Origin of the sequence: Eilatimonas milleporae, from assembly GCF_003688555.1 — a bacterium.
Lineage (GTDB): Bacteria > Pseudomonadota > Alphaproteobacteria > Sphingomonadales > Kordiimonadaceae > Eilatimonas > Eilatimonas milleporae.
Genome location: NZ_REFR01000011.1, coordinates 205,504 through 228,848 on the forward strand (window position 1 = coordinate 205,504; position 23,345 = coordinate 228,848).

Consider the following 23,345-nt stretch of genomic DNA (forward strand, 5'->3'; position numbering starts at 1 on the left):
TTGCTGTATGGATGTAAAGGAGGCAGCCGATGGCGAACGCTCAAAATCAGTCCGTCACCCACAGTGAAACCGATGGAGGCCGGCAAACCGGCCTCCACGATCTTGAGCCGCCCGCCATCGGCGCTGCCGCCTTGGCTTCGAAAGAAGCGACCTCTGAAAAAGGTGCGTCCAAAAAAAGTGCCCGTATGAAAGCCGGCGCCGAGGTCCCGCTGGGCACCCCGGACGCCGAAGCCCACAACACCGAAGCCAAACGCGTCGAGCTCTACGCCAGCCGGAAAAAAGTCTACCCCCGGCGGGTCTACGGCACCTTCCGCATGGTCAAATGGGTGGTTATGGCGCTGTCTCTCGGCATTTACTATCTGACCCCCTGGCTGCGGATCGACCGGGGTGCCGGCGCGCCCGATCAGGCGGTGCTGATCGACATGCCGGCGCGCAAGGCCTATTTTTTCTGGATCGAAATCTGGGCGCAGGAAGTCTATTACGCCACCGGCCTTCTGGTACTCGCGGCGATGATCCTGTTCCTTGTTACCGCGCTGGCCGGACGGGTCTGGTGCGGCTATGCCTGCCCGCAGACCGTCTGGACCGATCTCTTCGTCCATATTGAACGCTGGATCCAGGGCGACCGCGCCGCCCGTATCCGTCTGGACAAGGCGCCGTGGGGCCCGGTGAAAATCTTCAAAAAGGTCTCGACCCATGCCGCCTGGCTCGCCGTCGCCATATTGACCGGCGGCGCCATGGTCTTCTATTTCGCCGATGCGCCGACTTTGGCGGTCCAGCTTGTCACCGGTCAGGCACCGGCCACATCCTATTTCTTTATCGGCCTGCTCACTTTCACCACCTATCTGCTCGGCGGTATCGCGCGCGAACAGGTGTGCATCTATATGTGCCCGTGGCCGCGTATCCAGTCGGCGCTGATCGACGATCACAGCCTGCTCGTCACCTACAACCGCGAGCGCGGCGAACAACGCGGCAAATACCGCAAGGGTGACAGCTGGGACGATCGCGGAGACTGTATCGACTGCAATCAGTGCGTGGCGGTCTGCCCCACCGGCATCGACATCCGCGACGGCTTCCAGCTGGAATGCATCCAGTGCGGCCTGTGCGCCGATGCCTGCAACGGCATAATGAAAAAGGTCGGCCGGCCGCGGAACCTGATCGGCTATGCCCCCACCCATGTGGACCGCGCCGGCGGCAAGGTGACGCAGGAAACCGGCCTGCTCAGCCAGCTGTTACGGCCGCGCGTCCTGATCTATATGGGGGTGATCCTCGTTGTCTCGGCCCTGATGCTGACCTCGCTCGTCACCCGGTCCGACACCACACTCAATGTCCTGAAAGACCGCAACCCGCTGTTCGTCACCCTGTCCGACGGCACCATCCGCGACGGCTACACCGTCAACATCGCCAACAAACAGCATGTTGTCCGCCCCGTCACCGTGACCGTCACCGGCCTGCCGGGCCTGCGCCTGAAAACCGCGACCGGTCTGCCGACCGAGGCGGTCACCATCGATCTGCCGCCCGACGCGCTGGCCAGCGTGCGCCTGTTCGCCCTGCTGCCGGGCGATGCGGTGCGCGGCGGCGCGCTGACAAGCGGGCAGGGCACCATCACGTTCGAGGTCCACGATGACACCGGCGCTCTCATCGCCACCAAGGACACCAGCTTCAGCGGTCCCAGACGGTGACGCGGCCGGATAAAGGGACCTTTCAGGGAAAGATGAAAACCATGTTTGCTGCATCCGCCCCCGGCCGCCGGCCCGACGGCACCCCGACCCGCCCCTTTACCGGACGCCACATGCTGATGGCCTTTCTGGGGTTTTTCGGGGTGATTGTCGCCGTCAACATGGTCATGGCCTGGCTGGCCGTCACCACCTTTTCCGGCACGGTGACGGACGACGCCTATATCAAGGGCCGCGCCTATAACCGCACGCTTGAGGCGGCGCGGGCGCAGAACGCCCTTGGCTGGACCGTCGCCCTCGATGCGCGCCCGGCCGGTGTCGAGGGCACAATGAACGCGGGTGCAATGGACTTGGCGGCGGACGGTGGGCGCCAAACCCTGCTCACCGCCCGCTTCGTCGACCGCTCCGGCCAGCCCGTCAATCTTCTCGACGTCACCGCCACGCTGAAACGTCCGGCCCGCAAGGATCTGGACCACAGCATTACCCTTAAGGCCATCGGCGGCGGCCTCTACCGTGCCGGGGTTGTTCTGCCGCTGGCCGGACGCTGGCAGGTGGATCTGACGGCAATGGGTGACGGCGACACCGTTTTTCTCGAACGCCATGAAATCTGGCGCGACGATCCCGCCGCGCCCGCAAGGACAACGCCCTGACCGGGCGTCCCTCGGGGCCCGGCCCTGTCCATGGCCGGCCGCCCCACATCATCCTTGGGGCCTGGCGGGCCAGCCTGTAGGATAGGCTGCGGGGCAACAGGATAGTCAGTAGGAACACCAGCCATGAGCGACGCCGTCCTGCCATCGCCGGATCATCAGCCCCAAACCGGCCATCACCCCTATCTCAAGCTCCGCAAGGGCGGCCTGGCCGAGGCCGAGCTGCTGGTGCCCACCATGCACTGTGCCGGCTGCATGGCCAAAATCGAACGCGGCCTTGCCGCCGACAGCGACATCGAGGGCGCGCGCGTCAACCTGTCCACCAAACGTGTCAGCATCGTCTTCGATCCGCGCCGGCTCAGCCTTGATGACCTGCTCGCCCGCATGAAGGGCATCGGCTTCGAGGCCTCGCCCTTCAACATCACCGTTGCCGACGCGGCGCGGGACCGCACCAGCCGCCGCCTTCTCATTGCCATGGCCGTGGCCGGTTTTGCCTCGGCCAACATCATGCTGTTTTCCGTTTCCGTCTGGGACGGCAGTGAAATGGACGCCGCCACGCGCGGCCTGTTCCACTGGATCAGCGCGGTCATCGCCGTCGCCGGTGTCGCCATTGCCGGCCAGCCCTTTTTCACCAGCGCGCTCGCCGCCCTGCGCGCGCGGGCGTTGAACATGGATGTGCCCATTTCGCTGGCCGTCCTCTTGTCGCTGGGCCTATCCCTGTATGAAACCGTGCGTGGCGGCGACCAGGTCTATTTCGAGGCCGGCGTCATGCTGCTGTTTTTCCTGCTTATCGGCCGGTTTCTCAGCGAACGCATGCGCGCCCGCGCCAGTGACGCGGCGCAGAACCTGCTGGCACTGAAGGCGGTGCCGGCGACCATCGTCGGCGACGGCGGCGACACCCGTACCGTGCCCGCCGAAAGTCTGGCCCCCGGCCAGCAGGTGCTGGTGGCCACCGGTATGCGTATTCCCGTCGACGGCACCGTTACCGACGGGACCAGCGAGGTCGACGCCTCCCTCGTCACCGGGGAAACCCTGCCGGAAGCCGTCGCCCCCGGCGCCCGTGTCTTTGCCGGCACCCTCAATGTGTCCGCGCCGCTGACCGTGCGTGTCACCGGGCGCGGTGACGACACCTTGCTCGCCGAAATCGTCCGCCTGATGGAGGCCGCCGAACAGGCACGCGGTTCCTTTGTCCGCCTGGCTGATCGGCTGGCGCGGGCCTATGCGCCGGGGGTGCATCTGCTGGCGCTGGCCACCTTTCTCGGCTGGTGGTGGGCGGCGGACCTGCATCTCGGTCTGGTGCGCGCCATTGCCGTGCTGATCATCACCTGTCCCTGTGCCCTCGGCCTTGCGGTGCCGGTGGTCCATGTGGTCGCCGCCGGACGCCTGATGAAAGCCGGCATTCTGATGAAATCCGACGACGGTCTGGAAAAACTGGCCGATGTGGACACGGTGGTCTTCGACAAGACCGGCACGCTCACCCTCGGCGAACTGACGCTGATGAACCGCGCCGCCTGTACGGATGATGACCTGCTGCTGGCTGCCGGTCTCGGCATGACCAGCCGCCACCCGCTGGCCCAGGCGGTCGCCCGGGCCGCCGGGGGCCGCCGCCTGCCCATGTTCGACACGGTCGAGGAAGTCACCGGCGCCGGCCTCATCGGCCGGCTGGACGGCAGCACCGTCCGCCTCGGCAGCCGCGTCCATGTCGGCCTTGACGCGGCTCCCGACACCGTCCCGTCTGAAAATACCGTCCCCCGGCCCGAATTGTGGCTGCGCATCGACGATGGCGATCCCGTGCGGTTCGACTTCGCCGACGAAATCCGCCCCGACGCCGCCGCCACCGTCGCTGCCCTCAAGGACGCCGGCAAGCGGGTCATGCTGCTCTCGGGCGACCGTGAAGCGGTCGTCCGCGATGTCGCCGCCGCCGTTGGCATTGACGACTGGCAGGCCGCCTGCCGACCCGGTGACAAGATCATCGCGCTTGATGCGCTCAAGGCCGCTGGTGCCCGCGTGCTGATGGTGGGCGACGGTCTCAATGACGCGCCGGCCCTGCGTGCTGCCCATGTCTCTCTGTCGCCGGCCAGTGCCTCCGACATCACCCAGACGGCGGCGGATTTCATCTTTCAGGGGCGCTCGCTGGCGGCGGTCACGGCGCTTCTCGCCATTGCCCGGCGCACCCGGGCCCGTGTGCTGGAAAACTTCGCCTTGGCGCTCGGCTACAATCTGCTCGCCGTGCCGCTGGCGGTGGCCGGGTATGTCACTCCGCTGGTGGCGGCTGTCGCCATGTCCTCCTCCTCGCTGCTCGTCACCGGCAACGCCCTGCGTCTGCGTCTCGCCGCCACGCCCGATACATCGGATAAAGGCACATCCGGCAAAGATACATTGGCCGGCGATCACGGGACGGCCGGGTCATGAGCGCCCTGCTTCTCCTCATCCCGGTTGCGCTGTTTCTCGGCCTTGCCGGGCTCGCCGCTTTTATCTGGTCGCTGAAATCCGGCCAGTTCGACGATCTCGACGGCGCCGCCGCCCGCATCCTCATCGACGACGACGCCCCCCCGGAAGAGATCGAGCGTATGGAGCGCGAGCGGACCGCCCGCGAAAAACAGCGCACCGCCTTCAAACAACCCCATCCCGGCACACAGACCAATCGCGATGAGTGACAGGGCGCTGCAGGGCGCGTCTCAACGGGGCACACCCCGCCCGGCCAGAAAGTGCGCCACCATATCACGGCCGTCCTCCACCGCGCGCCGGCGCAGCGTCCGCCCCGCCTGATCCCGTACCGCCAGGCCAAAACCGAAATCGTCCGCCAGAAGCCCGTACATCCTGATCAGCCCGGCATCGGGTGTTTCCAACGTTGCCGCATGCTCATAAAGCTGGACGATCAGCGGTGTGGCCGTGCGGTACGCATCCAGAACTCCGTCCTCCAGCAGATGGGCCGGTGTGCCGTCCACGCTGCGCAGAAACACGAAGGCCTCCGTCGGTGTGTCCTCGCTCACCCCATAGGTCCGCAGCATCAGCGCGAGCATGTCCAGCGCCAGCCCGCGGCTCCTGTCGGGCGACGCGTAGACCAGAGGGCCAGCCAGAGGGTCAGCCAGTGGGGCGGCCAGCGCGGCGGTCAGCGCGCTGCTGATCATGTTGCTCGGCGCCGACACATCGTCATTCCGCGTCCCATTCACCGCGAACCCGTCCGAGACCGCGATCAGCCGCTCCAGAATGGCGCGCAGCCGCTCGGGTGGCATGGCGTCATACATGATGCGGCCGCGCGACGCGGTTATGGACTGTAGAATGCCGAAGCAATCCTCATAGTCCCGCACATATGTCCTGTTGCCGCGCGGCGCGTCATCGAAAAGCGTTTGCGGCAGCGTCTCGGATTTGCACAGGGCGGACACCGCCGTCAGGCCGGTGACGCTGATATGGTGGTCCAGGATCGCGGGGTCCCGCGCCAGCGCCAGAAACAGCTCGATCGCCGCGCCGCGCTCAGGGCTGACAAACCCGCCCTCCAGAAGGTTCTGCCAGATCTGGCGCAGCACCCGCGGCCGCCGGTCGACGAGGTTCGCGCTCCACAAATCCTTGGCAATCGACAGCTGTCCGCCAAGCAGCGCGTCCCGAAACGTGGCCGTGTCATCGTCCAGAGCCACCCGGTCGTCAGGGCGGATATAGGTAATGGGAGAATAGACCGCCCCATGTCCGCTCTCAGCCTCTGTCCCGTCTGCGTTCCCGTCTCCACTCTCAGACCGTGACGCCGGCGCCTCACAGGCCGCGAGCACACTGCCCAGTGCCAGCGCCGCACAAACCCCGATCATCACCGGTCCGTTTCGCATATTCGCCATATCAGACCTTTCCGCCCGCCTGCTTTCAGGCATAAAGTCAATCAACGGACTATGCCCGCTAGCTGGCCCGACCGCCACTCATACAAAGGTTTGTGGTGAAGGCCGCGTCATGTCCTATGAGGGCGTCTGTTTTTCATTCAGGATATGCGGTGCAGTACATGCGGGCGCAGGGCATCGCGATCTCCTGCGCTGACATTTCGATAGTCGTCGGCGGTAGGCCGGGGCGCGGTATATCCTTTCTGCTTTTCAGAAAAGCGGACATTCATGGCCCGTCTCCCATATCGGTCGGCGGGCCGGCTGCTGCGACAGGCCAGGTGCATTTCGTTTCAATTTGCCACGGTCCCCACCGCCGGGCCGGGCGCGGCGTGGCGCCGGGATTGGCATCGCGCTATCCTGTTTCCATGGGCAGACAGCGCGGCGCGGAATTACGACATTTGCGGCAGCACGCCGTGGCGGTGGACATCACCTGCCGCGCCTGCGGGCACGGCAAAACCATCCCCTTGGAAGACCTGATCGCCGCCCACGGCGAAACCACCCACCTGCGTGAACTGCGCATCTATTGCTCACAGTGCGGCAGCCGCGAATACCGCGCCGTCAGCACCGCCGAAATGCCCCCTGCGGACTGATCTCCGTTTGATAATATCGTTGGTGTCGTCTCTGCCGCTGGAAACGTCCTGCTGTATACGGGACTGCAAGCATGAGGTGCATTGCCTCAGATCTGTTTGATTGCTTTTTTGCTGACGTAATAATAGGCGGCTTCCATGAAAGGCAGCGCTGCCATCACCGCGCATAAAATGAAAGCGATCCGTATGGGGTAAAACTCCATAAAGTGTGGAAGAGAGGCAAGAACCAAGGCAGGGCTGAGCATCAACAGGAGCCATTCGATATACACCCGTGCCGGTGCCAGGCCGATCAGCTTAGCCTCTTCCTCGGTATCGATAATTATTTTCTTGGGCACCAGGGTATTGATAATCGATATAACCATTACCAATGATGCAACAATGATATTGGATCCTTCCTGGATCACTCTGAATAAAATATTCAAAACAAGGAAAACTGCCATGAAAAGAGATAAAGGTATTGTAAATTTTTGAATCTTTATTCGAAAGGCGTCATCAATATCGAAATAATAAAAATCTCCGCCATCTTTTGTATTTGAAAATCGTGCAACCACACTTCTGTAGCCAATCTTATTTCCAATTTTATATAAGAGCATAATGTTTCTTTCTTTCAATAATATCTCTATTCCTCTTGCTGCGCATAGTTGCGCGTTTCTCTCAAAAGAGAAAAAAGTGGAAAGAAAGCACATATAAGAAGAAATATACCAATGATGAAGCCTAATGCATCTGGCAATATAGGAGATATTGAAAAACCTCGATAAAATATAAAAGAACCTAAGGTAAAATATAAAAAAACGAATATATTTAAAAAGGGTAATTTTTCTATTTTACATATTTTTTTAGAATTTATATTTTCTTTTTCTATATTTTTCAGATTATATAATAGTATGGCTGTATTTAAAATCATAAACCATGCGGGAATCATAGCATCGCTTACCTGTACAGGCGCACCGAATTTTCTTAAGACATAAACTAAAAAAAATGCTGCCAATATTGTAAAAGACATTATGATCAATAATGTGTTAAATCTACTTTTTTCATTTTTGTTAATTTTAAAATATTTAATATTTTCATTGGGAATAATGCCTAAAAGGTAGTGGGTGTATAAAAACTGTTCTTGCATCTTAGATATTTTTAATTATTAAAATAAGAAATAAGTACATGCCAACATATTTCATTTTATATCTGAATTAGGTGTTCTTATTTTTTATATAGAGAAATATCTCGAATATTGGAAATAAAGATATAAATAAAAGTATTAGTAATACGATTGTTCCTAGAGGTATTTCATTAAAAAATATTTTATTTAAGGAATTGTATAATATAATTCCCCCAGTGAGATACATAAGGAACCATTCTATTATGTATACCGGCGGTGCAATTCCAATAATTTTCTCATCCCCTATTTTTCCTAAGATGGTTTTTTTGGGTAAAATAAAATTTAATATTGTAGCCATAAAAAACAAAAAAGAAACGTATAATATTACGTCTTTATAAAAAACAATGGTCATGGAAAATAAAGCACAAAGAATGCAGTAAATATTTTGAAAAAAATTCCTTCTTTTGTCTTGATGCGAGAAATAAAATCTTGATTTTTTATCTTTTGTTGGGAAGAAGAAAATTGAGGAAGATATTCCTATTTCGTTCCCTATTCTATATTTTAGCACAATGACTCTCCTATAGAGCGGTTTGAAAGATAAGTCCTTCAAGCCGCAAGTGGTTATTATAGGCCCATCCAGCCAGTAACAAGCGCTGCACCGCCTAGTACGGCCGTGATCCCGCCTGCAATGGGGGTATGCGGTCCAGGAACAAGCATAAATGTGCCGGTTAGTACGGCGCCTGCACCTAAAACACCGGAAATTCCTACATTTACATTACCTAAACCGCCGCTGCGGCCGCCACCGCCGCCGCCATTTTCTTCCTCCTTGATGTCAGAGGCTCTCTGTGCACCGCGAACCCGTGACCCCCCTAACACATATTGCATTTCTTCACCTGTAAGGTCTCTTACATCATTGGGCATGTAATTCTCCAATCGGTTAAAGTTAAGAAATGGAACATTTTGTCCCGCTTCAATGCGCTTGGCGCATATCCATATGCGGCTTGGGTCGCATATGAATCTCTCAAATCCTTCACCCTGTTTTGGCGGTGAACTCTTCGTCATCCTTTTGTTCGATTATGGTGCCTTGTGCCATGACAAACAGTCTGTCCGCCGCCTCGATGACAGCATCTTTGTGGGCGACCGTGATGCGTGTGGCCGGTAATGATTTTATGTTGACGAGAATGGCGCGTTCATTGTCCGCATCCAGATTGGCGGTTCCTTCGTCCATCACCAGAAAGGTCGGCTGCCGGTAGAGGGCTCTTGCAAGCAACAGCCGCTGTTGTTGACCGCCTGAAAGCGATGATCCCATATGCCCGATGAGGGTGTCGTATTTCATGGGCATTCGGTCGATTTCCTCTTGAATGGAGGCTGCGCGGGCACAGGCGGCAATCCGGTCGATGTCGGCATTGTCATCAAAGAAACTGACGTTTTCCGCCACTGTGCCGGACATCAGGGCGTCCTGCTGCATCACGGTACCGAAGCACTGGCGATAAGCGCGGATATCAAACGATGATAATGGCATGTCATCGACGAGAATTTCCCCTTTGTTCGGGATATCCAGACCCAGGATCAGTTTAAGCAATGTCGTTTTCCCACCGCCCGATGGACCGGTTATGACCACCAGTTCCTTCGGGCGAACGGTGAAAGAGACCCCCTTTAGGATCCAGGGGTCTTCGTCGCCATACTTGAACCAGACATCCCTGAATTCGATTTTGCCGGTCAGTTGTTCCGGGGGCCGGGACCGACGGCCAAATCGGTTTCTGATGATGTTGTCGGCTTCGAGGGGGTCGTCCAAATCCACTTCCGGCCGCTCGAATGAGATATCCGCCACTCTCTCCAGATGAAGGGACAGCATTCTGAATTCAAACAGACGCTCGATGAGGGCAATGATGTTTTCACTGAACTGGCGTTTGTATGCCATAAAGGCAAATAGCATACCGATGCTCATGGAATTGGAAAGTATCAGTCCGGCGCCAAAATAAATGACCAATATGTTCTCGGCTCCAAATAAAACTCCCTGAAAAGATTGAAGAAATATTTGGATTCTGGCTACACTGATAGTGTTGTTTATTTTATTGATAAGGCTATTAACCCAGGCGTGTCTCACGCTCGCGTTCTCGACCGAAAATTTTAATTGTCTGGATCGCTGAGACACTTTCAATAAAAGCTGTTTCTTCCTTTGCTTCCGATATCAGCGCTGATTGCTCTCTGGCTTTGATCACTCCGTAAAGGGCAAATCTGATTGCGGAAAAAATCAGGATTGTGGCGATGACCAGAAACGCGAGCTTCGGACTGTACAGGAGCATGATCAGGCCGGTGGTAATCGCCATGGCGCCGTCGATCACACTGGCCGCAATGCCTTCCGAAAAAAGCTTGCCAATCGGTTTTGTCGATCCAAAGCGGCTGAGAATATCGCCCATATGGCGCTTCTCAAACCACTGCATGGGAAGGTACATCAGATGATGAAACAGATTTCGTGTCATCTGAATGCTTAGGGAACTCCCTACATACATCAGGAGCATCGACCGCATGAAACTGACAATAACGTTGATTAATACGAGAATGCCGAAACCGACAGCGACCACAAAAAGAAGGTCCTGATCATATTTCGGGACGACTTCATCTATGACGATCTGCATGTAAAAGGGCATCGCCAGAGCAAGCAGCTGAATGATCGCCGACAATAGAATGGTGTAGAAGACAGATTTCGACAGCCCGGATACGCTTGACCAAAGATCGGTCAGTTTCATTTTCCGGGGCGGTTTTTTTGTTTTAAAAAACTCGCTTGGATACAATTCAAGCGCTACGCCCGTGAAAAGCGGTGACGCCTGTTCCAGGGTCAGTTTTTGGACCCCCCTGTCAGGGTCGTGGATGATAATCCTGTTGTTTTTGACGGCTTTCAGAACCACGAAATGGTTCATCTCCCAGTGCAGGATGCACGGCTTCGCCAGTTTATGGAGTGCCGAGAGCTCGGCCCGAACCGGTCTGCTCAGCAGGTTCATTTTTTCTGCTGTGACTACCAGGCCTTTCAAGCTCGACCCGTTCAGCGAAACAGGGTACGCCTTCCGCAATTCGTTGATATCGGTTTCCCAGCCATGGTACCCGGCGATCATGGCAAGGCAGGCTAGGCCGCATTCCGATACCTCGGTCTGATAAATAAGGGGCAGCTTTCTCCCCATGCCAAATTTGACCCGTGCCATGAGTTCTTTTGCGTCTTCAAGGCTCATTTACGCGGCCCTTCTGAAGCGGGTAAATGGGTCGAGAAGCCACTCATATAAACGACGGGAAGCCAGCACGATGTCGGCTTTCAGGCGCATATTCGGTCTCAATGTTACCTGTTCGCCATAAGCATCGACGGTCTGACGTGCCAGCTTTATGGTGACACGATAGCATGGTTCCTTGATCGTTATCGAAGGTCCAACCTCCCTTGGTGTGAAAAGGGTGTCGGTAATGGAGGTCACAACGCCGTCATAGGCGCCAAATTTTCTATAATCATAAGCGTCAAACATCAGTTTGACGCGCTGGTCTCTTTTCACAAACCCGATGGAATTGGCGGGCACATAGAGATGTGCGTATAATTCTTGGTCGACTGGAACAATCGACAGCATGGGGATACTGCCGGTAACACTATTGCCTGCGATTGCCTGGAGCCCCGATACTTGGCCGCTTACCGGTGCGGGGATGTAGGTTAGCCGGTCATTTTCCAGTGAAAGCAACCGCTCGCGGAGGGATAATATCTCTCTTTCAAAATCAAGTTCTTTCTTCTGGAAATTTAATTCCAGATCGGATTTTTTGCTTTCATATCCGTCAATTTTATTCTCTAGGTCGATCTGCTGGCGCCTGAGCGCCGCCAATTCCTGAGTATGATTTAAAAATCGTTCTTTTCTCGAATTATATTCAATTTTCGCGATATGACCACTTTGCAGAAGTTGTTCTGTTTCCGACAGTATGGTTTGGAAGCTTTTAATGATCTGAAATTGCGTGTCTATCTGTTCCTGGATTTGAGCAAGCAGCTTCTCATTACGCTTGGTCTCGTCTGACAACTGCATCAGAGCATTGCGGTGACGACGCCTCTCATTTGTGGAAGCTTTCGAGAGTATATCAATTTTGTCTTTAATGGATTGTACCAGTCGATGGTCAACTTCTATGCCATCTTCGTTTTTCCGGTTGGATTTAATGGAAAATAGATTCTGTCCTTCTTTGACGTGGTCGCCGTCTTTTATAAAAACAGTGGATACAATGCCTTTCTTGTTTGAGTAAATTTTTGCAATTCCACTTTTGGGAATCAGTTCTCCTGTGCCATTTACTTTTAGAGAGTAGTGGCCGAAGTACAGATATAAGCCTATGGCGACGATAATCATGCAAATAATGGCGGCGACGAAGCCTGTGGAGTGTGGGCGGACGATCAGGATATCCCCCCACATTCGTTGCCTGACATGATCGACAGCTTCTTCCCGAAACAACTTCAAGGCATATCTCACTCACCGAAAAGAATTAAATCATTGGTTTATTGATGTAAGATAAATTTGCAAGCAAAAATTGCTAACAATTTTAAAGTGCAATTTTGTGGTTTAATCGCTTTTTGATATTTTCTGTTTAAGCGTAGCTGTCTGCTCCGCAAAGATGATGTATCTGTTCCCTTTGCGCAGTGTGGTTTCGGATTTGACATAAAAAACGCCGGGCAGGGGCCCGGCGCATCATTCTACCGTTTTTACGAATGGATGATATGCGGCCGTCCTATTCGCCCACCATCTGCCGGTAGGCATGCCAGCTGGCGTGACCGATCAATGGAAACACCACCACCAGGCCGACAAACAGCGTGGCGATGCCGAACGCCGTGAACAGCGCGATCAGCCAGCCCCACAGCATCATCGGCCAGAAATTTTCCCGGATCGTGCGGATCGAGGTGATCGTCGCCGTCAGGAAATCCACATCCCGGTCCATCAGCATGGGCACGGCAACGACACTGACGGCATAGGCACCGAAAGCGGTCACCCCGCCGATGATGCTGCCGATCACCAGCATCCAGGCCCCCTCGGCACTGAACAGCAGGGTCGGCAGGAAATTTTCCAGCGGCGGAAACGGCTCCAGCCCGAAAAACATGGCATAGACCAGCGTCGCCATGCGCACCCAGGCCAGATAGATCAGCATCAGCGTCAGCCCCATATAGGCCATCTGGATGGGTGCCGGCAGCTTGACCTTGAACATGGTGTCCAGCGTGGGTTTTTCCCCCGCCGCCAGGCGCCGGCTGGCGTCATACAGTCCGATGGCGAAAACCGGTCCCACCAGCATGAAGCCCGCGCTCAGCACCAGCACTGTCGCCGTCAGCTCCAACTGGAACAGCATCAGCAGCAGCACGAAGGAAATTCCGGTAAAGGCCGCGCCGTACACCAGACTGTTGGCGGCGTTCGCGGTCAGGTCCTTCCAGCCGGCGGACAGCCAGCGCCAAGGATCTTCCGCCGTGACGGGGTTGATGGTCGGCCCAGTCACATGTTTTTGGCCCGGCACATGTTTCTTAGGTCCGCTGGCGGGCTGCGGCGTGGCGGTCTCGGTGGTCTCTGCGGTGGTCATGGCTCTCTCCCCAATCCGTCAGGCGCGGTCAGGCCATAATACCCCGATCAAACCAAACCATACGCACGAAGGGGCCGGACCAATGCCGTGGAATATCCCATGGTCCACTATGACGGGCAAAAAGAAAAGCCTGTTTGATCTGTCGCAAAATCGCGCAAGACCAGTGCCGCCGCGAAACCGGGCGCCGGATACAGGGCCAGGGCAGGACCAGAAGCAGAGCCGGAAGCAACGGATAGGAAGCGTGGACAGGACGCGCGCAAGGCAGGGCGTATGCGGCATGCGTGGGCGTTCAGGCGGCGGGCCGGTCCCGCGTGTCCAGACCGACCAGGGCCTCGGCGAACTCATCCGGGTCGAACGCGGCCAGGTCCTCGACCGCCTCACCGACGCCGATGGCATGCACCGGCAGGCCGAATTTGTCGGCGATCGCCACCAGCACCCCGCCTTTCGCCGATCCGTCCAGCTTGGTCATCACCAGCCCGGAAATGCTGGCCATGTCCTGAAATACCTCCACCTGATGGACGGCGTTCTGGCCCGTGGTGGCGTCCAGCACCAGCAGTGTGTCGTGCGGCGCGCCCTCCACCTTCTTGCCGATCACCCGCACCACCTTGGCCAGTTCGGCCATCAGTTCGGCGCGGTTTTGCAGGCGCCCGGCGGTGTCGATCAGCAGCACGTCCACCCCTTGGGCAACGGCGCTGTCCACCGCCTCATACGCCAGTGCGGCGGCGTCCGATCCGGTCGGCTTGGCCACCACCGGCACACCGACGCGCTGCCCCCAGATCTGCAATTGCTCGATCGCGGCGGCGCGGAAGGTGTCGCCGGCGGCCAGCATGACCGATTTGCCCTCCTGCTTGAACCGTTTGGCCAGCTTGCCGATGGTGGTGGTCTTGCCCGCGCCGTTGACGCCCGCCATCAGGATCACATGCGGCTTGTGTCCGCTGTTCACGGTCAGGGGTTTGGCTACCGGGGACAGAATGGCGCCGACCTCACGCGCCAGAAACCGGCGCACTTCCTCATCCGTGATGTCCTTGTCATAACGGTCCTGGGCCAGCGCTTCTGTCAGCCGGGTGGCGGTCGTCACCCCCAGGTCGGCGCTGATCAGCAGCTCTTCCAGCGCTTCCAGCGTGTCGTCGTCCAGCTTCGACCGGGTGAAAATACCCGTGATCCCGTCCGAAATCTTGCCGGTGGACCGCCGCAGGCCGTCTTTCAGCCGGGTGAACCAGCCTTTTTTACCCGCGCCTTTTTTCCCGGTATCAGCTTTGCCCGTCTCCGTCATGCCGTGCCGTCTTTCGCCCCAGGCTCACACCCGTGCCCGTGCGCATATCCATGCCCGTACCCGTGTGTATGGCCGTTTGTGTATCCGGTGCCCTGCGCACGGTCCGGCCCATCCTCCAGCCCGCGCATGGTGCGTCCGTCATGATGCACCAGCGTCACGGGCACGCGCGCGCCCGGCCGGTGGTCGCCCGTCAGCGTCACGGGGATGAAATCTTCCGTATGACCGGTCGCCATGCCGCCGCCACCGCGTTCCACCAGCACCTCGGCGCGGGTGCCGGCACGCCGCGCGAACAGGGCCTTGACCCTGGCCTCGCCGTGGGCGCGCAGGCGGGCGGCGCGCTCTTTACGCACCGCTTTCGCCACCTTGTTGGGGATGCGCGCGGCCGGCGTGCCCTCACGCTCGCTGTAGGGAAACACATGCAGCCAGGTCAGGTCGCACTCCTCCACCAGACGCAGGCTGTTCGCGAACATCTCGTCCGTTTCCGTCGGGAAGCCGGCAATGATGTCGGCGCCGAAAACCACCTCGGGACGGCGCGCGCGCACCGCCGTACAGAAATGGATGGCATCCTCCCGCAGATGGCGGCGCTTCATCCGTTTCAGGATCATATTGTCGCCCGCCTGCAGCGACAGGTGCAAATGCGGCATCACCCGTGTCTCGCCGGTGATGGCGTCCATCAGCGGTCCGTCCACCTCGATACTGTCGATCGACGAAATGCGCAGGCGCGGCAGGTCCGGCACATGGGTCAGGATTTTCTGCACCAGCACGCCCAGCGACGGCGTGCCCGGCAGGTCCTCGCCGAAACTGGTGATGTCCACACCGGTCAGCACCACTTCGCCATATCCCGTGTCCACCAGCCGCTTGATCTGATCGACCACGCCGCCCATGGGCACCGACCGGCTGTTGCCGCGCCCGTACGGGATGATGCAGAAGGTACAGCGGTGGTTGCAGCCGTTCTGGATTTGCACGAAGGCCCGCGCCCGGTCGCCGAACCCGTCGATCAGATGGCCGGCGGTTTCCGTCACCGCGAAAATATCGTTGACCGCCACGCGCGGCGTCGCCGCGTCGAGAAATCCGCGTGGGTCCGCATCTTTTTCCGCTACGCCGGTGATGGGGGACTCTTTGGCCCCTGTATTCTTGATCCGGGCATCCTTGGCCAGCGTGTCCCACATGGCGCCGTCCAGCTTTTCGCCATTGCCGATGACGGCGTTCACCCCATCCAGGCGTGCGAAACTGTCCGGGTCCACCTGGGCGGCGCAGCCCGTCACCACCAGCCGTGCGTCCGGCCGTTCGCGGGCGATGCGGCGGATCGTCTGGCGTGCCTGCCGGGCGGCTTCCGCCGTCACCGCGCAGGTGTTGACGATGACCGCATCGTCAAGGCCCGCGCGCGCCGCGTGGGTGCGCATCACCTCGCTCTCATAGGCGTTCAACCGGCAGCCGAAGGTGATCACCTCGGTACTCCCGTGTTTGCTGTCACGCGTCTCGCTCACAGCCGCACCTCGCCGGTAAAGGCGTATGTGGCCGGGCCGGTCATCTCCACCGTGCCGTCGGCCAGCCAGTCAATCTCCAGCCGTCCGCCGTCCAGCAGTACGCCGCCTCTGCGCCCTGTCAGGCCCTTTCGGTGGGCGGCCACCAGCGCCGCGCAGGCCGCCGTGCCGCAGGCTTGCGTCAGCCCGACGCCGCGCTCCCACACCCGCAGGCGGATATTCTGTCCGTTTACCGTCGCCACCGACACATTGACCTTTTCCGGAAACAGCGGGTCTGTCTCGATTTCAGGGCCCAGGGTCGCCAGGTCCACCGCATCCGCATCGTCGACAAAGAACACCGCGTGCGGATTGCCCATATTGACCGCGCCGGGCGCCGACAGCGGCCCCCTGGCATAGTTCAGTGTCACCGTATCCATGGCCCGGACCAGCGGCACGGCCTGCCAGTCGGTTCGCGCCGGGCCCATATTGACGCAGACGGTATCATCGCCGCCCGCGCGCGCCGTCAGCAGGCCGGCGCGGGTGCGGATGCTGGCGCTGTCGCGGCCGCTTTCCGCCATCAGCATGCGGCCGATACAGCGCGTGGCATTGCCGCAGGCCGCCACTTCCGACCCGTTGGCATTGCGGATTTCCATCAAACCGTCGGCGTCCCCGCCGTCGCGCAGCACGATCAGTTGGTCGCATCCGATGCCGCGCCGCCGGTCGGCCAGTGCGCGTACGGCCTCATCGCTCAGGGAAGTCTTCGTCCCCCGCGCATCGATGATGACAAAATCATTGCCCAGCCCGTGCATCTTGGTAAAGGGCACCGGGCGGCCATATGCCGGCATGCTGTCCATGGCGCGCCTTATATGGTGCCGGACCCACAAGAGTCCAAAGATTTTCGCCGGCACCCGGCACCCCGTGTCAGCGGGGGTCGACCCATATCGACACGGGGCGGTCCACGCATAACGGCCCGTCGCGTCTCCCGCTCCGCCATCGGCCTGAAAAAGCTGCCTGAAAAGTCTATAGCCCGAAAATCACCGGCAGCAGGCTGTACAGCAGCGCGGCAACGGCGAAACTGCCGATCACGTTCAGCCACAGGCCGGCGCGCATCATGTCCGGCACCCGGATATGCCCGGTGGAAAACACCACTGCGTTCGGGCCCGTCGCCACCGGCAGCATGAAGGCGCACGACGCCGCCATCGCCACCGGCGCCGCCAGGATCACCGGGTCCAGATTGGCACTCGCCGCCAGTGCCGACAGCACCGGCACCAGCGCGGCGGTGGTGGCGGTGTTGCTGGTCAGCTCCGTCAGGAAAATCACCAGGGCGACAATGGCTAGGATCAGCAGGAACAGCGGCGCCGCCGCCAGCCCGACCAGCGCCGTACCCAGCCATGCCGCCAGCCCGGTGGACTGAATGGCGCCGGCCAGGCTCAACCCGCCGCCGAACAGCAGCAGCACACCCCAGGGCAGGCGCACAGCCTCCTCCCAGGTGATCAGGGCGCCGCCACTATTGTTCTGACTCCCACTATTGTTCTGGCCCTTAATACCGCTTTGGCTCCCGCCGCTGTTCTGACTGTCCGTGTCGTTTTCGGAGGACGTTCCTGCCTGTTCCGCCGCTTTCAGCCCTGTCTCACCGCCTGCCGCTACCGTCCGCCCCGCCGGGATCAAAAACATCGACAGCCCGCCGGCCACGGCGATGTGGGTGTCGCTCAGCCGCGCCATGAACGGCAGCAGCCCGGTCAGCCAGTCCCACTCCACCAGAAGCTGGCGCGTGCTCCACAGCAGCGCCATGGTCAGCAGCACCAGCGTCACCCGTTTTTCCGCCACCGTCATCGGACCCAGCTTCGCCAGTTCCCGCTGCACCACCGCGCCGCCGCCCGTCACCTCGCCGGGGCGAAAGCGGAAACACACCCGCGTCAGCACCACCCAGGCCAGCGGCACCATCACCGCCACCACCGGCACGGCAAAGGCCATCCATTCAATGAATAATATGTCCCGCCCCGTGCTCTCCAGGATGAAGCCCTTGACGAACAGGTTGGGCGGCGTGCCGATATAGGTGCCGAGCCCGCCGATGGACGCCGACCACGCACAGCCGATCAGCAACGCCAGGGTAAAGCGGTGGCCGCGGGCCTGTTGCCCCAACACCGTTTCGGCCACCGTCAGGGCGATGGGCACGATCATCAGCGTCGTTGCCGTGTTGGAAATCCACATGGACAGAAAGGCCGCCGCCCCCATGAACCCGGCGATCAGCGCGCCGGGATGGTCGCCGACACGCGCCAGAATACTCAGGGCGATCCGCCGGTGCAGGTTCCACCGCTGCATCGCCAGCGCCGCGATGAACCCGCCCAGCAACAGGAAAATCACCGGCCGGCCATAGGGCAGCGAGGCTTCCGCCGTCGTGGTCACACCCAGAAGCGGCAGCATGATCAGCGGCAGCAGGCTGGTCGCCGGCACCGGAATGGCCTCGGTCGCCCACCATGCCGCCATCAGGCCGGCCAGCGCCACGGTGGCCCAGGCCGCCTCGCCGATCCCGGCCGGCGCCGGCAGGACGGTCAGGGTTGCGAACAGCACCAGTCCGCACCAGAAACCGATTTTTTGATACAGCGCCCGCTCCCGCCGCTCCGGCGTCCCGTCCGCGTCCATGATGGCCGTCGTCCTCCCCTTAAAAGTGTCGCGACCCTAAGGGCCCGGCGGGGTGTAGGCAAGGGCAAAGAGGGTTTTGCCAAAACGCACTAAACCATGGGTCGAGCGGTAAAAATCCTTGCCTTTGGCGCGTCGCCCGGCCAGTGAGAATATGGGGATCTTATTTTTTGGACTGACCGGTGCGGACATGAAGGCGGGTCAAGACACACGCGACATCAGCGGTGAATGGCAGGACGCAGGCAGTGCGACGGCGGTGCCGGCGCGCTGGGTCGCGGCCGCCGTGCGTCTGGTGCATTTCCGCCAGCTCCCCGTGATCCTCGGCGTTTTCGGCGCCTATTACGCCTTTATCACCCTGTCGCACGCCTTCGCGCTTGAGGGCGAACTGCGTCTCCTCATGATGGCGCTCAGCCTGACGGCGGCGGGCGCTGCGGCCGGGACCTATGCCCTCATGCGGGCGCGCATCCTCACCGCCCGGCACGCGCACGCCATTTTTCTGCCCGCCGGCGTGGTCGCCCTTGTCAATGTCTATCTGCACATCTGTCTCACCGCCGACCAGATCCAGATGACCAACGGCATTCTGGCGCTGCTGGCCTATGGCTTCGTCATGCTGTCGCCGCGCAGCTACTGGCTGCTCACCGGCCTCAGCATGGCCATGTATGTCTTCAGCCTGTTTCATGTGTCGGGGCCGTATGGCGGGCATTTCGCCTTCATGCTGGTGCCGGGCGTCATCATGGGCACGCTTGCCTTCTACATGCGCCTGCGCGCGACCGAGGCGCAGATCCGGTTGCTTCTGGTCAACCGGGCGCGGTCGCGCGCGCTCGCCGCCGCTCGCCACGCGCTTGAACACAAGGTGGTCGAGGCCGAGAGCGCCGCCGACGCGGCGGAAAAAGCCAATCGCGCCAAATCCGTCTTTCTCGCCAATGCCAGCCATGAGCTGCGCACGCCGCTCACCGGCATCATCGGCATGCTCGACCTGTTGCGCGAAACCGGGCTTGAACGCGATCAGGCCGATCTGGCCGACACCGCCCACGGCAGCGCACGCGGGCTGCTGGTCGCCATCAACGATCTGCTCGATCTCTCCCAGCTCGAAGCCGGGCGCGCCACCCTCACGACCGAACCCTTCATACCCTGCAACATGGCGCGCACCGTGATGCGGCTGTTGCAGCTCCGGGCCGAGGGCAAGGGGGTCGCGCTCGTGCGCGGTGCCATGCCGGACGAGGACGACCGCCTGTTCGGCGACCCGGTGCGCATCGGTCAGATCCTCTACAATCTCGTCGACAATGCCGTCAAATTCACCGACGCCGGCGAGGTCCGCGTCTCCCTCCACATCATGCCGGGCGGCGGCGATGAACGTCTCCTCGTGCTCGAGGTGGCCGATACCGGCATCGGTGTCACGCCCGAGGACATGGCGCGTCTGTTCCGCCATTTCGACCAGCTCAGTGAGGACGCGGCACAGCGCGGCGGTGCCGGCCTCGGCCTCGCCCTTTGCCAGGAACTGGTGCAGCTCATGAACGGGCGCATCCGCGTCGAAAGCCGGCCTGAAGGCGGCACCCGCTTCACCGTCGAGATTCCGCTTTGCCTCGCCGCTCCCCTTGATCCCGATGAGCCCGAGGCTGCCACCGCACCGGGCGATGCCCTGCGGTCGGATGCACCGGACACCGGCGCCTTACAGCGACACCGGGGCGCCGGGCCGGAAACATCCGGCCACGAAGCCCGCATGCAGGCCCGGCTGCAAATTTATTCGGAAGCCGGCCCACGAACCCCGGTGCAGGCCCAGATACAGTCCCAGGTGCAAACCCGCACCGGGATTTCGACGGACCTCCCGACCAATCCACCGGCCGACCGTCACGCCGACACGCGGACGGGCGATCAGGTGCGCTCTCAGATGGGCTCTCGGGCGGGTGCAAAGGGGCAAATTCCGGCTGATCCGGCTCCGGTGCCGCCCGCCATGATCGCCGGCGGGGTGTATGGTGTGTTCTCCGGGACCGCGGCCCATCTCTCCGGCGGCGGTCCGGTCCCGGGTCCGGCCGACATTCTGGATGGCGGTCCGCATGACCCAGCGGATGACAATGGTGACCGGCTGCGCATCCTCGTGGCCGAGGACAATCCCGTTAACAAGTCCGTCATTGAACGCCTGCTTGCCAGACGGGGCTGGCCCGCCGCCTTTGTCGTCAACGGCCGCGAGGCGGTCGACACCGCCCTGGCACCCGGTGCCGATTTCGATGCCATCCTCATGGACATCCGCATGCCGGTGATGGACGGCGTCTCGGCGGCGAAGTCGATCCTGGCCGCGCGGCCCGACGGCCCGCCGGTGATCGCACTCACCGCCAACACCCTGCCCGAGGAGGTTGCCGCCTACGCCGCCGCCGGCATGGTCGATGTGGTGCCAAAACCCATCGACCCGAAAAAACTCTACGCTGCCGTCCGCGCCGCTGTCGCCGCCCGCGCCACTCCCTCCTGATCCGACCTCGCAGGCCGCTCTTTAACCGTCCTGGTATCCGTTAAATGCCTGGGCAGCCTATATCACTCATTCCTTTAGCGCTTTGTCACCGCGCAGAAAAAACAGCGCCGTCAACGCCGCCAAGCCGCCCCAGACCGCCGTCACCCGCATCGCGGTGCCGTATGCCTCCAGGAATGCGGCTTCCAGCGCCGCTCTGCCAGCCGTGCCCGGCGGCGGCAGCTGCCCGAACCGTATCTGCGTCGTTGCCGTCGCGGCGTCTCCGGCCGTGACGGCGTCTGCGGCAGCGGTGGTGAAGACGGCGGCGGCGACCGCGCCGACAATGGCCACCGCGAACAATCCCGCCAGACGGCTGGCCGCGTTGTTGACGCCCGAGGCCGTGCCCGACTGCATGTCCGGGGCGGCGTTCATCACTGCCGTGGTCAGCGGGGCGACCACAAGCGCCATCCCTGCGGACAGCGCCACCAGCGGCGCCATCACCCCGATCCAGATATCACTGAGGCCGGCGGCGAGACCGGCGGCCGCGCCGGCGACCAGTAGGGACCCGGCGGTGAGCGGCAGACGCGGGCCTGTGCGGTCCGCGAGGCTGCCGGCCGCGCGCGACAGGGTGCCGATGATAAGGCCGACGGGCAGCAGGGCGAGGCCGACCTCGGACGCGCTCATCCCACGCCGGGCGATCAGGTCGAAGGGCAGCAGGAACAGCATGCCGCTGAGCGCGCCGTAGAGAAACAGCGTCATCAGGTTGGCGCCGGAAAAGGCGGCGCTGCGGAACAGGGACAGCGGCATCAGCGGATTGGCGGCGCGGGCCTCGGCGAGGACGAAAACCGCGGTGCCCGCCAGCCCGGCGCACACCAGAAGCGGCGCGGTCAGGGACGACCCGCCGGTCTCGGCCAGCCGCGTCAGTCCGACTGTCAGCACACCGAAGGCGAGAACGGCGAGGCCGGCGCCGGTCCAGTCCAGCCCGCCCGTATTGCCCGCAGCGCTGTCATCCCGGCTTTCCGGAATGTAGCGCAGTGCCAGCCAGATCGAGACCGCCGACAGCGGCAGGTTGATCCAGAACACCGACCGCCAGTCGAGCGCGTCGATAAGAAACCCGCCGAGCGGCGGCCCCAGGGCGGTGGTGAGGGCCGACGCCCCGGCCCAGATGCCGATGGCGTGCCCGCGCGCGTCGCGCGGAAAAGCGGCGGCGATGATCGCCAGGCTTTGCGGGACCAGGAGGGCGGCGCCGACCCCTTGCGCGCCGCGCGCCGCGATCAGCGCCGTGGTCGAAGGCGCCAGCGCACAGGCCAGCGAGGCGAGCGCGAAGACGGCGACGAAGACGCGTCGCCGGCCGAACCGGTCCCCCATGCCGCCGCCGACCAGAATGAGACTGCCGAGCAGCAGGGCATAGGCGTTGACCACCCACTGCATGTCGTCAAAGCCGGCCGCGAGATCGGTCTGCATGGCCGGCAGGGCGATGGTGACGATGGAGCCGTCGATAAAGGCCATGGCCGAGGCGAGAATGGTCGCCGCCAGCACGAAGGGACGCGCCCGTTCCGGGCAGGGCTGGGCGCATGGCGGCGTGAGCGCGGCATGCCCGTCCGGACACAAGGGACGGTGCAAGGCGGTCGCCGGACTGATACGGCCCCCGGGTGCCCCTGACGGTCCGGCGGCGCCTGATCCGGTCTGATTTGGCCCGGTCTGCTCTGAGGCGCTCTGATCCATGCGGGTCTGATCCTTTGGGGGCTGATTCGCCGGGTCCGGAAACTGTTCCCGTCTGACGGTGACTGTACGGTCCTGTCGGTCGAGACGGGTCGCGGACGGGTGCCGGCGAGGAGTTTACAGCCAAACGGCCACGGGCGAAACAGCGCCCGGCCGGCAGAGTGGCTTGACACAGTGGCGATATTTCCCTAAAAGCGCCGCTGCTTCCCAGAAGCCACATATGTGACCTGTGTCCAAGGCCGCGCGAGCAGAGCGCCGCGTGCCGGGATACCCACCCGTCAGCGAGTGTCGCCCACGGGTGTGTTTGTGCTGTGTACCGTCCCGGATGCCTGGGCCCTTGGCTTTGAGTTTTGGGAGCCCTTGGTTCCGG

At 60.9% G+C, this 23,345-nt stretch carries 18 protein-coding genes and 1 pseudogene; 6 read left to right on the forward strand and 13 right to left on the reverse strand.

The features are described from left to right. Positions 1-29: 29 nt before the first annotated feature. From ccoG to ccoS, 4 genes and pseudogenes are all read left to right on the forward strand, one after another. Positions 30-1,679 (forward strand): cytochrome c oxidase accessory protein CcoG, encoded by a 1,650-nt coding sequence (ccoG, locus tag BXY39_RS09090; protein ID WP_211332161.1) that lies wholly within the window; start codon positions 30-32, stop codon positions 1,677-1,679. Between the two features lie 41 nt (positions 1,680-1,720). After that, positions 1,721-2,323 (forward strand): FixH family protein, encoded by a 603-nt coding sequence (locus tag BXY39_RS09095; protein ID WP_170163733.1) that lies wholly within the window; start codon positions 1,721-1,723, stop codon positions 2,321-2,323. Between the two features lie 123 nt (positions 2,324-2,446). Next, entirely contained in the window at positions 2,447-4,732 is a 2,286-nt protein-coding gene (locus BXY39_RS09100; RefSeq protein ID WP_211332162.1) for a heavy metal translocating P-type ATPase, read from the forward strand. Continuing rightward, positions 4,729-4,875 (forward strand): annotated as a pseudogene (ccoS, locus tag BXY39_RS20015) (cbb3-type cytochrome oxidase assembly protein CcoS); the annotation flags it as partial. The gene BXY39_RS09100 and the pseudogene ccoS, both read left to right, overlap by 4 nt. Before the next feature lie 123 nt (positions 4,876-4,998). Here ccoS and BXY39_RS09110 read toward each other — a convergent pair. Beyond that, positions 4,999-6,147, reverse strand: a complete 1,149-nt coding sequence (locus BXY39_RS09110; RefSeq protein WP_121938558.1) for a hypothetical protein — start codon at positions 6,145-6,147, stop codon at positions 4,999-5,001. 365 nt (positions 6,148-6,512) lie between these two features. Here BXY39_RS09110 and BXY39_RS19155 point away from each other — a divergent pair, with 365 nt between their 5' ends. Then, positions 6,513-6,773, forward strand: a complete 261-nt coding sequence (locus BXY39_RS19155) for a hypothetical protein (protein ID WP_211332163.1) — start codon at positions 6,513-6,515, stop codon at positions 6,771-6,773. A gap of 86 nt (positions 6,774-6,859) precedes the next feature. Here BXY39_RS19155 and BXY39_RS09120 read toward each other — a convergent pair whose 3' ends face one another. From BXY39_RS09120 to BXY39_RS09165, 11 genes are all read right to left on the reverse strand, one after another. After that, positions 6,860-7,381: a hypothetical protein gene (locus BXY39_RS09120; RefSeq protein ID WP_147453527.1), complete on the reverse strand. Its 522-nt coding sequence runs from the start codon at positions 7,379-7,381 to the stop codon at positions 6,860-6,862. 8 nt (positions 7,382-7,389) lie between these two features. After that, a complete protein-coding gene (locus BXY39_RS19160) occupies positions 7,390-7,890 on the reverse strand; it encodes a hypothetical protein (RefSeq protein ID WP_147453528.1) in 501 nt (166 codons plus the stop codon). A 600-nt stretch (positions 7,891-8,490) separates the two neighbouring features. After that, entirely contained in the window at positions 8,491-8,928 is a 438-nt protein-coding gene (locus BXY39_RS19165) for a hypothetical protein (RefSeq protein ID WP_147453529.1), read from the reverse strand. Continuing rightward, on the reverse strand, positions 8,897-9,973 hold the full coding sequence (locus tag BXY39_RS09130; protein WP_147453530.1) for a peptidase domain-containing ABC transporter: 1,077 nt from the start codon (positions 9,971-9,973) through the stop codon (positions 8,897-8,899). Before BXY39_RS09130 ends, BXY39_RS19165 begins: the two co-directional genes overlap by 32 nt. Continuing rightward, entirely contained in the window at positions 9,954-11,093 is a 1,140-nt protein-coding gene (locus BXY39_RS09135) for a peptidase domain-containing ABC transporter (protein WP_121938563.1), read from the reverse strand. Before BXY39_RS09135 ends, BXY39_RS09130 begins: the two co-directional genes overlap by 20 nt. Continuing rightward, positions 11,094-12,335 carry an HlyD family secretion protein gene (locus tag BXY39_RS09140; RefSeq protein WP_147453531.1) on the reverse strand — a complete coding sequence of 414 codons (1,242 nt, stop codon included), beginning with the start codon at positions 12,333-12,335 and terminating at the stop codon, positions 11,094-11,096. It lies immediately after the preceding gene. Between the two features lie 268 nt (positions 12,336-12,603). After that, positions 12,604-13,437, reverse strand: a complete 834-nt coding sequence (locus BXY39_RS09145; RefSeq protein WP_121938565.1) for a DUF2189 domain-containing protein — start codon at positions 13,435-13,437, stop codon at positions 12,604-12,606. Positions 13,438-13,726: 289 nt separating this feature from the next. Next, complete coding sequence (gene ftsY, locus BXY39_RS09150) at positions 13,727-14,710, reverse strand: signal recognition particle-docking protein FtsY (protein WP_121938566.1); 984 nt, start codon at positions 14,708-14,710, stop codon at positions 13,727-13,729. Then, positions 14,707-16,113: a tRNA (N(6)-L-threonylcarbamoyladenosine(37)-C(2))-methylthiotransferase MtaB gene (gene mtaB, locus BXY39_RS09155; protein ID WP_425458909.1), complete on the reverse strand. Its 1,407-nt coding sequence runs from the start codon at positions 16,111-16,113 to the stop codon at positions 14,707-14,709. The genes ftsY and mtaB overlap by 4 nt, the downstream gene beginning before the upstream one ends. An 80-nt stretch (positions 16,114-16,193) precedes the next feature. Then, on the reverse strand, positions 16,194-17,027 hold the full coding sequence (gene dapF, locus BXY39_RS09160) for a diaminopimelate epimerase (protein WP_245999023.1): 834 nt from the start codon (positions 17,025-17,027) through the stop codon (positions 16,194-16,196). A 166-nt stretch (positions 17,028-17,193) separates the two neighbouring features. After that, positions 17,194-18,816 (reverse strand): SLC13 family permease, encoded by a 1,623-nt coding sequence (locus BXY39_RS09165; protein WP_121938567.1) that lies wholly within the window; start codon positions 18,814-18,816, stop codon positions 17,194-17,196. 151 nt (positions 18,817-18,967) lie between these two features. Between BXY39_RS09165 and BXY39_RS09170 the strand changes: the two genes are divergently transcribed. Next, positions 18,968-21,277 carry a hybrid sensor histidine kinase/response regulator gene (locus tag BXY39_RS09170; protein WP_121938568.1) on the forward strand — a complete coding sequence of 770 codons (2,310 nt, stop codon included), beginning with the start codon at positions 18,968-18,970 and terminating at the stop codon, positions 21,275-21,277. A 66-nt stretch (positions 21,278-21,343) separates the two neighbouring features. Here BXY39_RS09170 and BXY39_RS09175 read toward each other — a convergent pair whose 3' ends face one another. Continuing rightward, the gene (locus tag BXY39_RS09175) at positions 21,344-22,978 is read right to left on the reverse strand and encodes an MFS transporter (protein ID WP_121938569.1); all 1,635 of its coding nucleotides are present in this window, start codon (positions 22,976-22,978) and stop codon (positions 21,344-21,346) included. Positions 22,979-23,345: the final 367 nt, after the last annotated feature.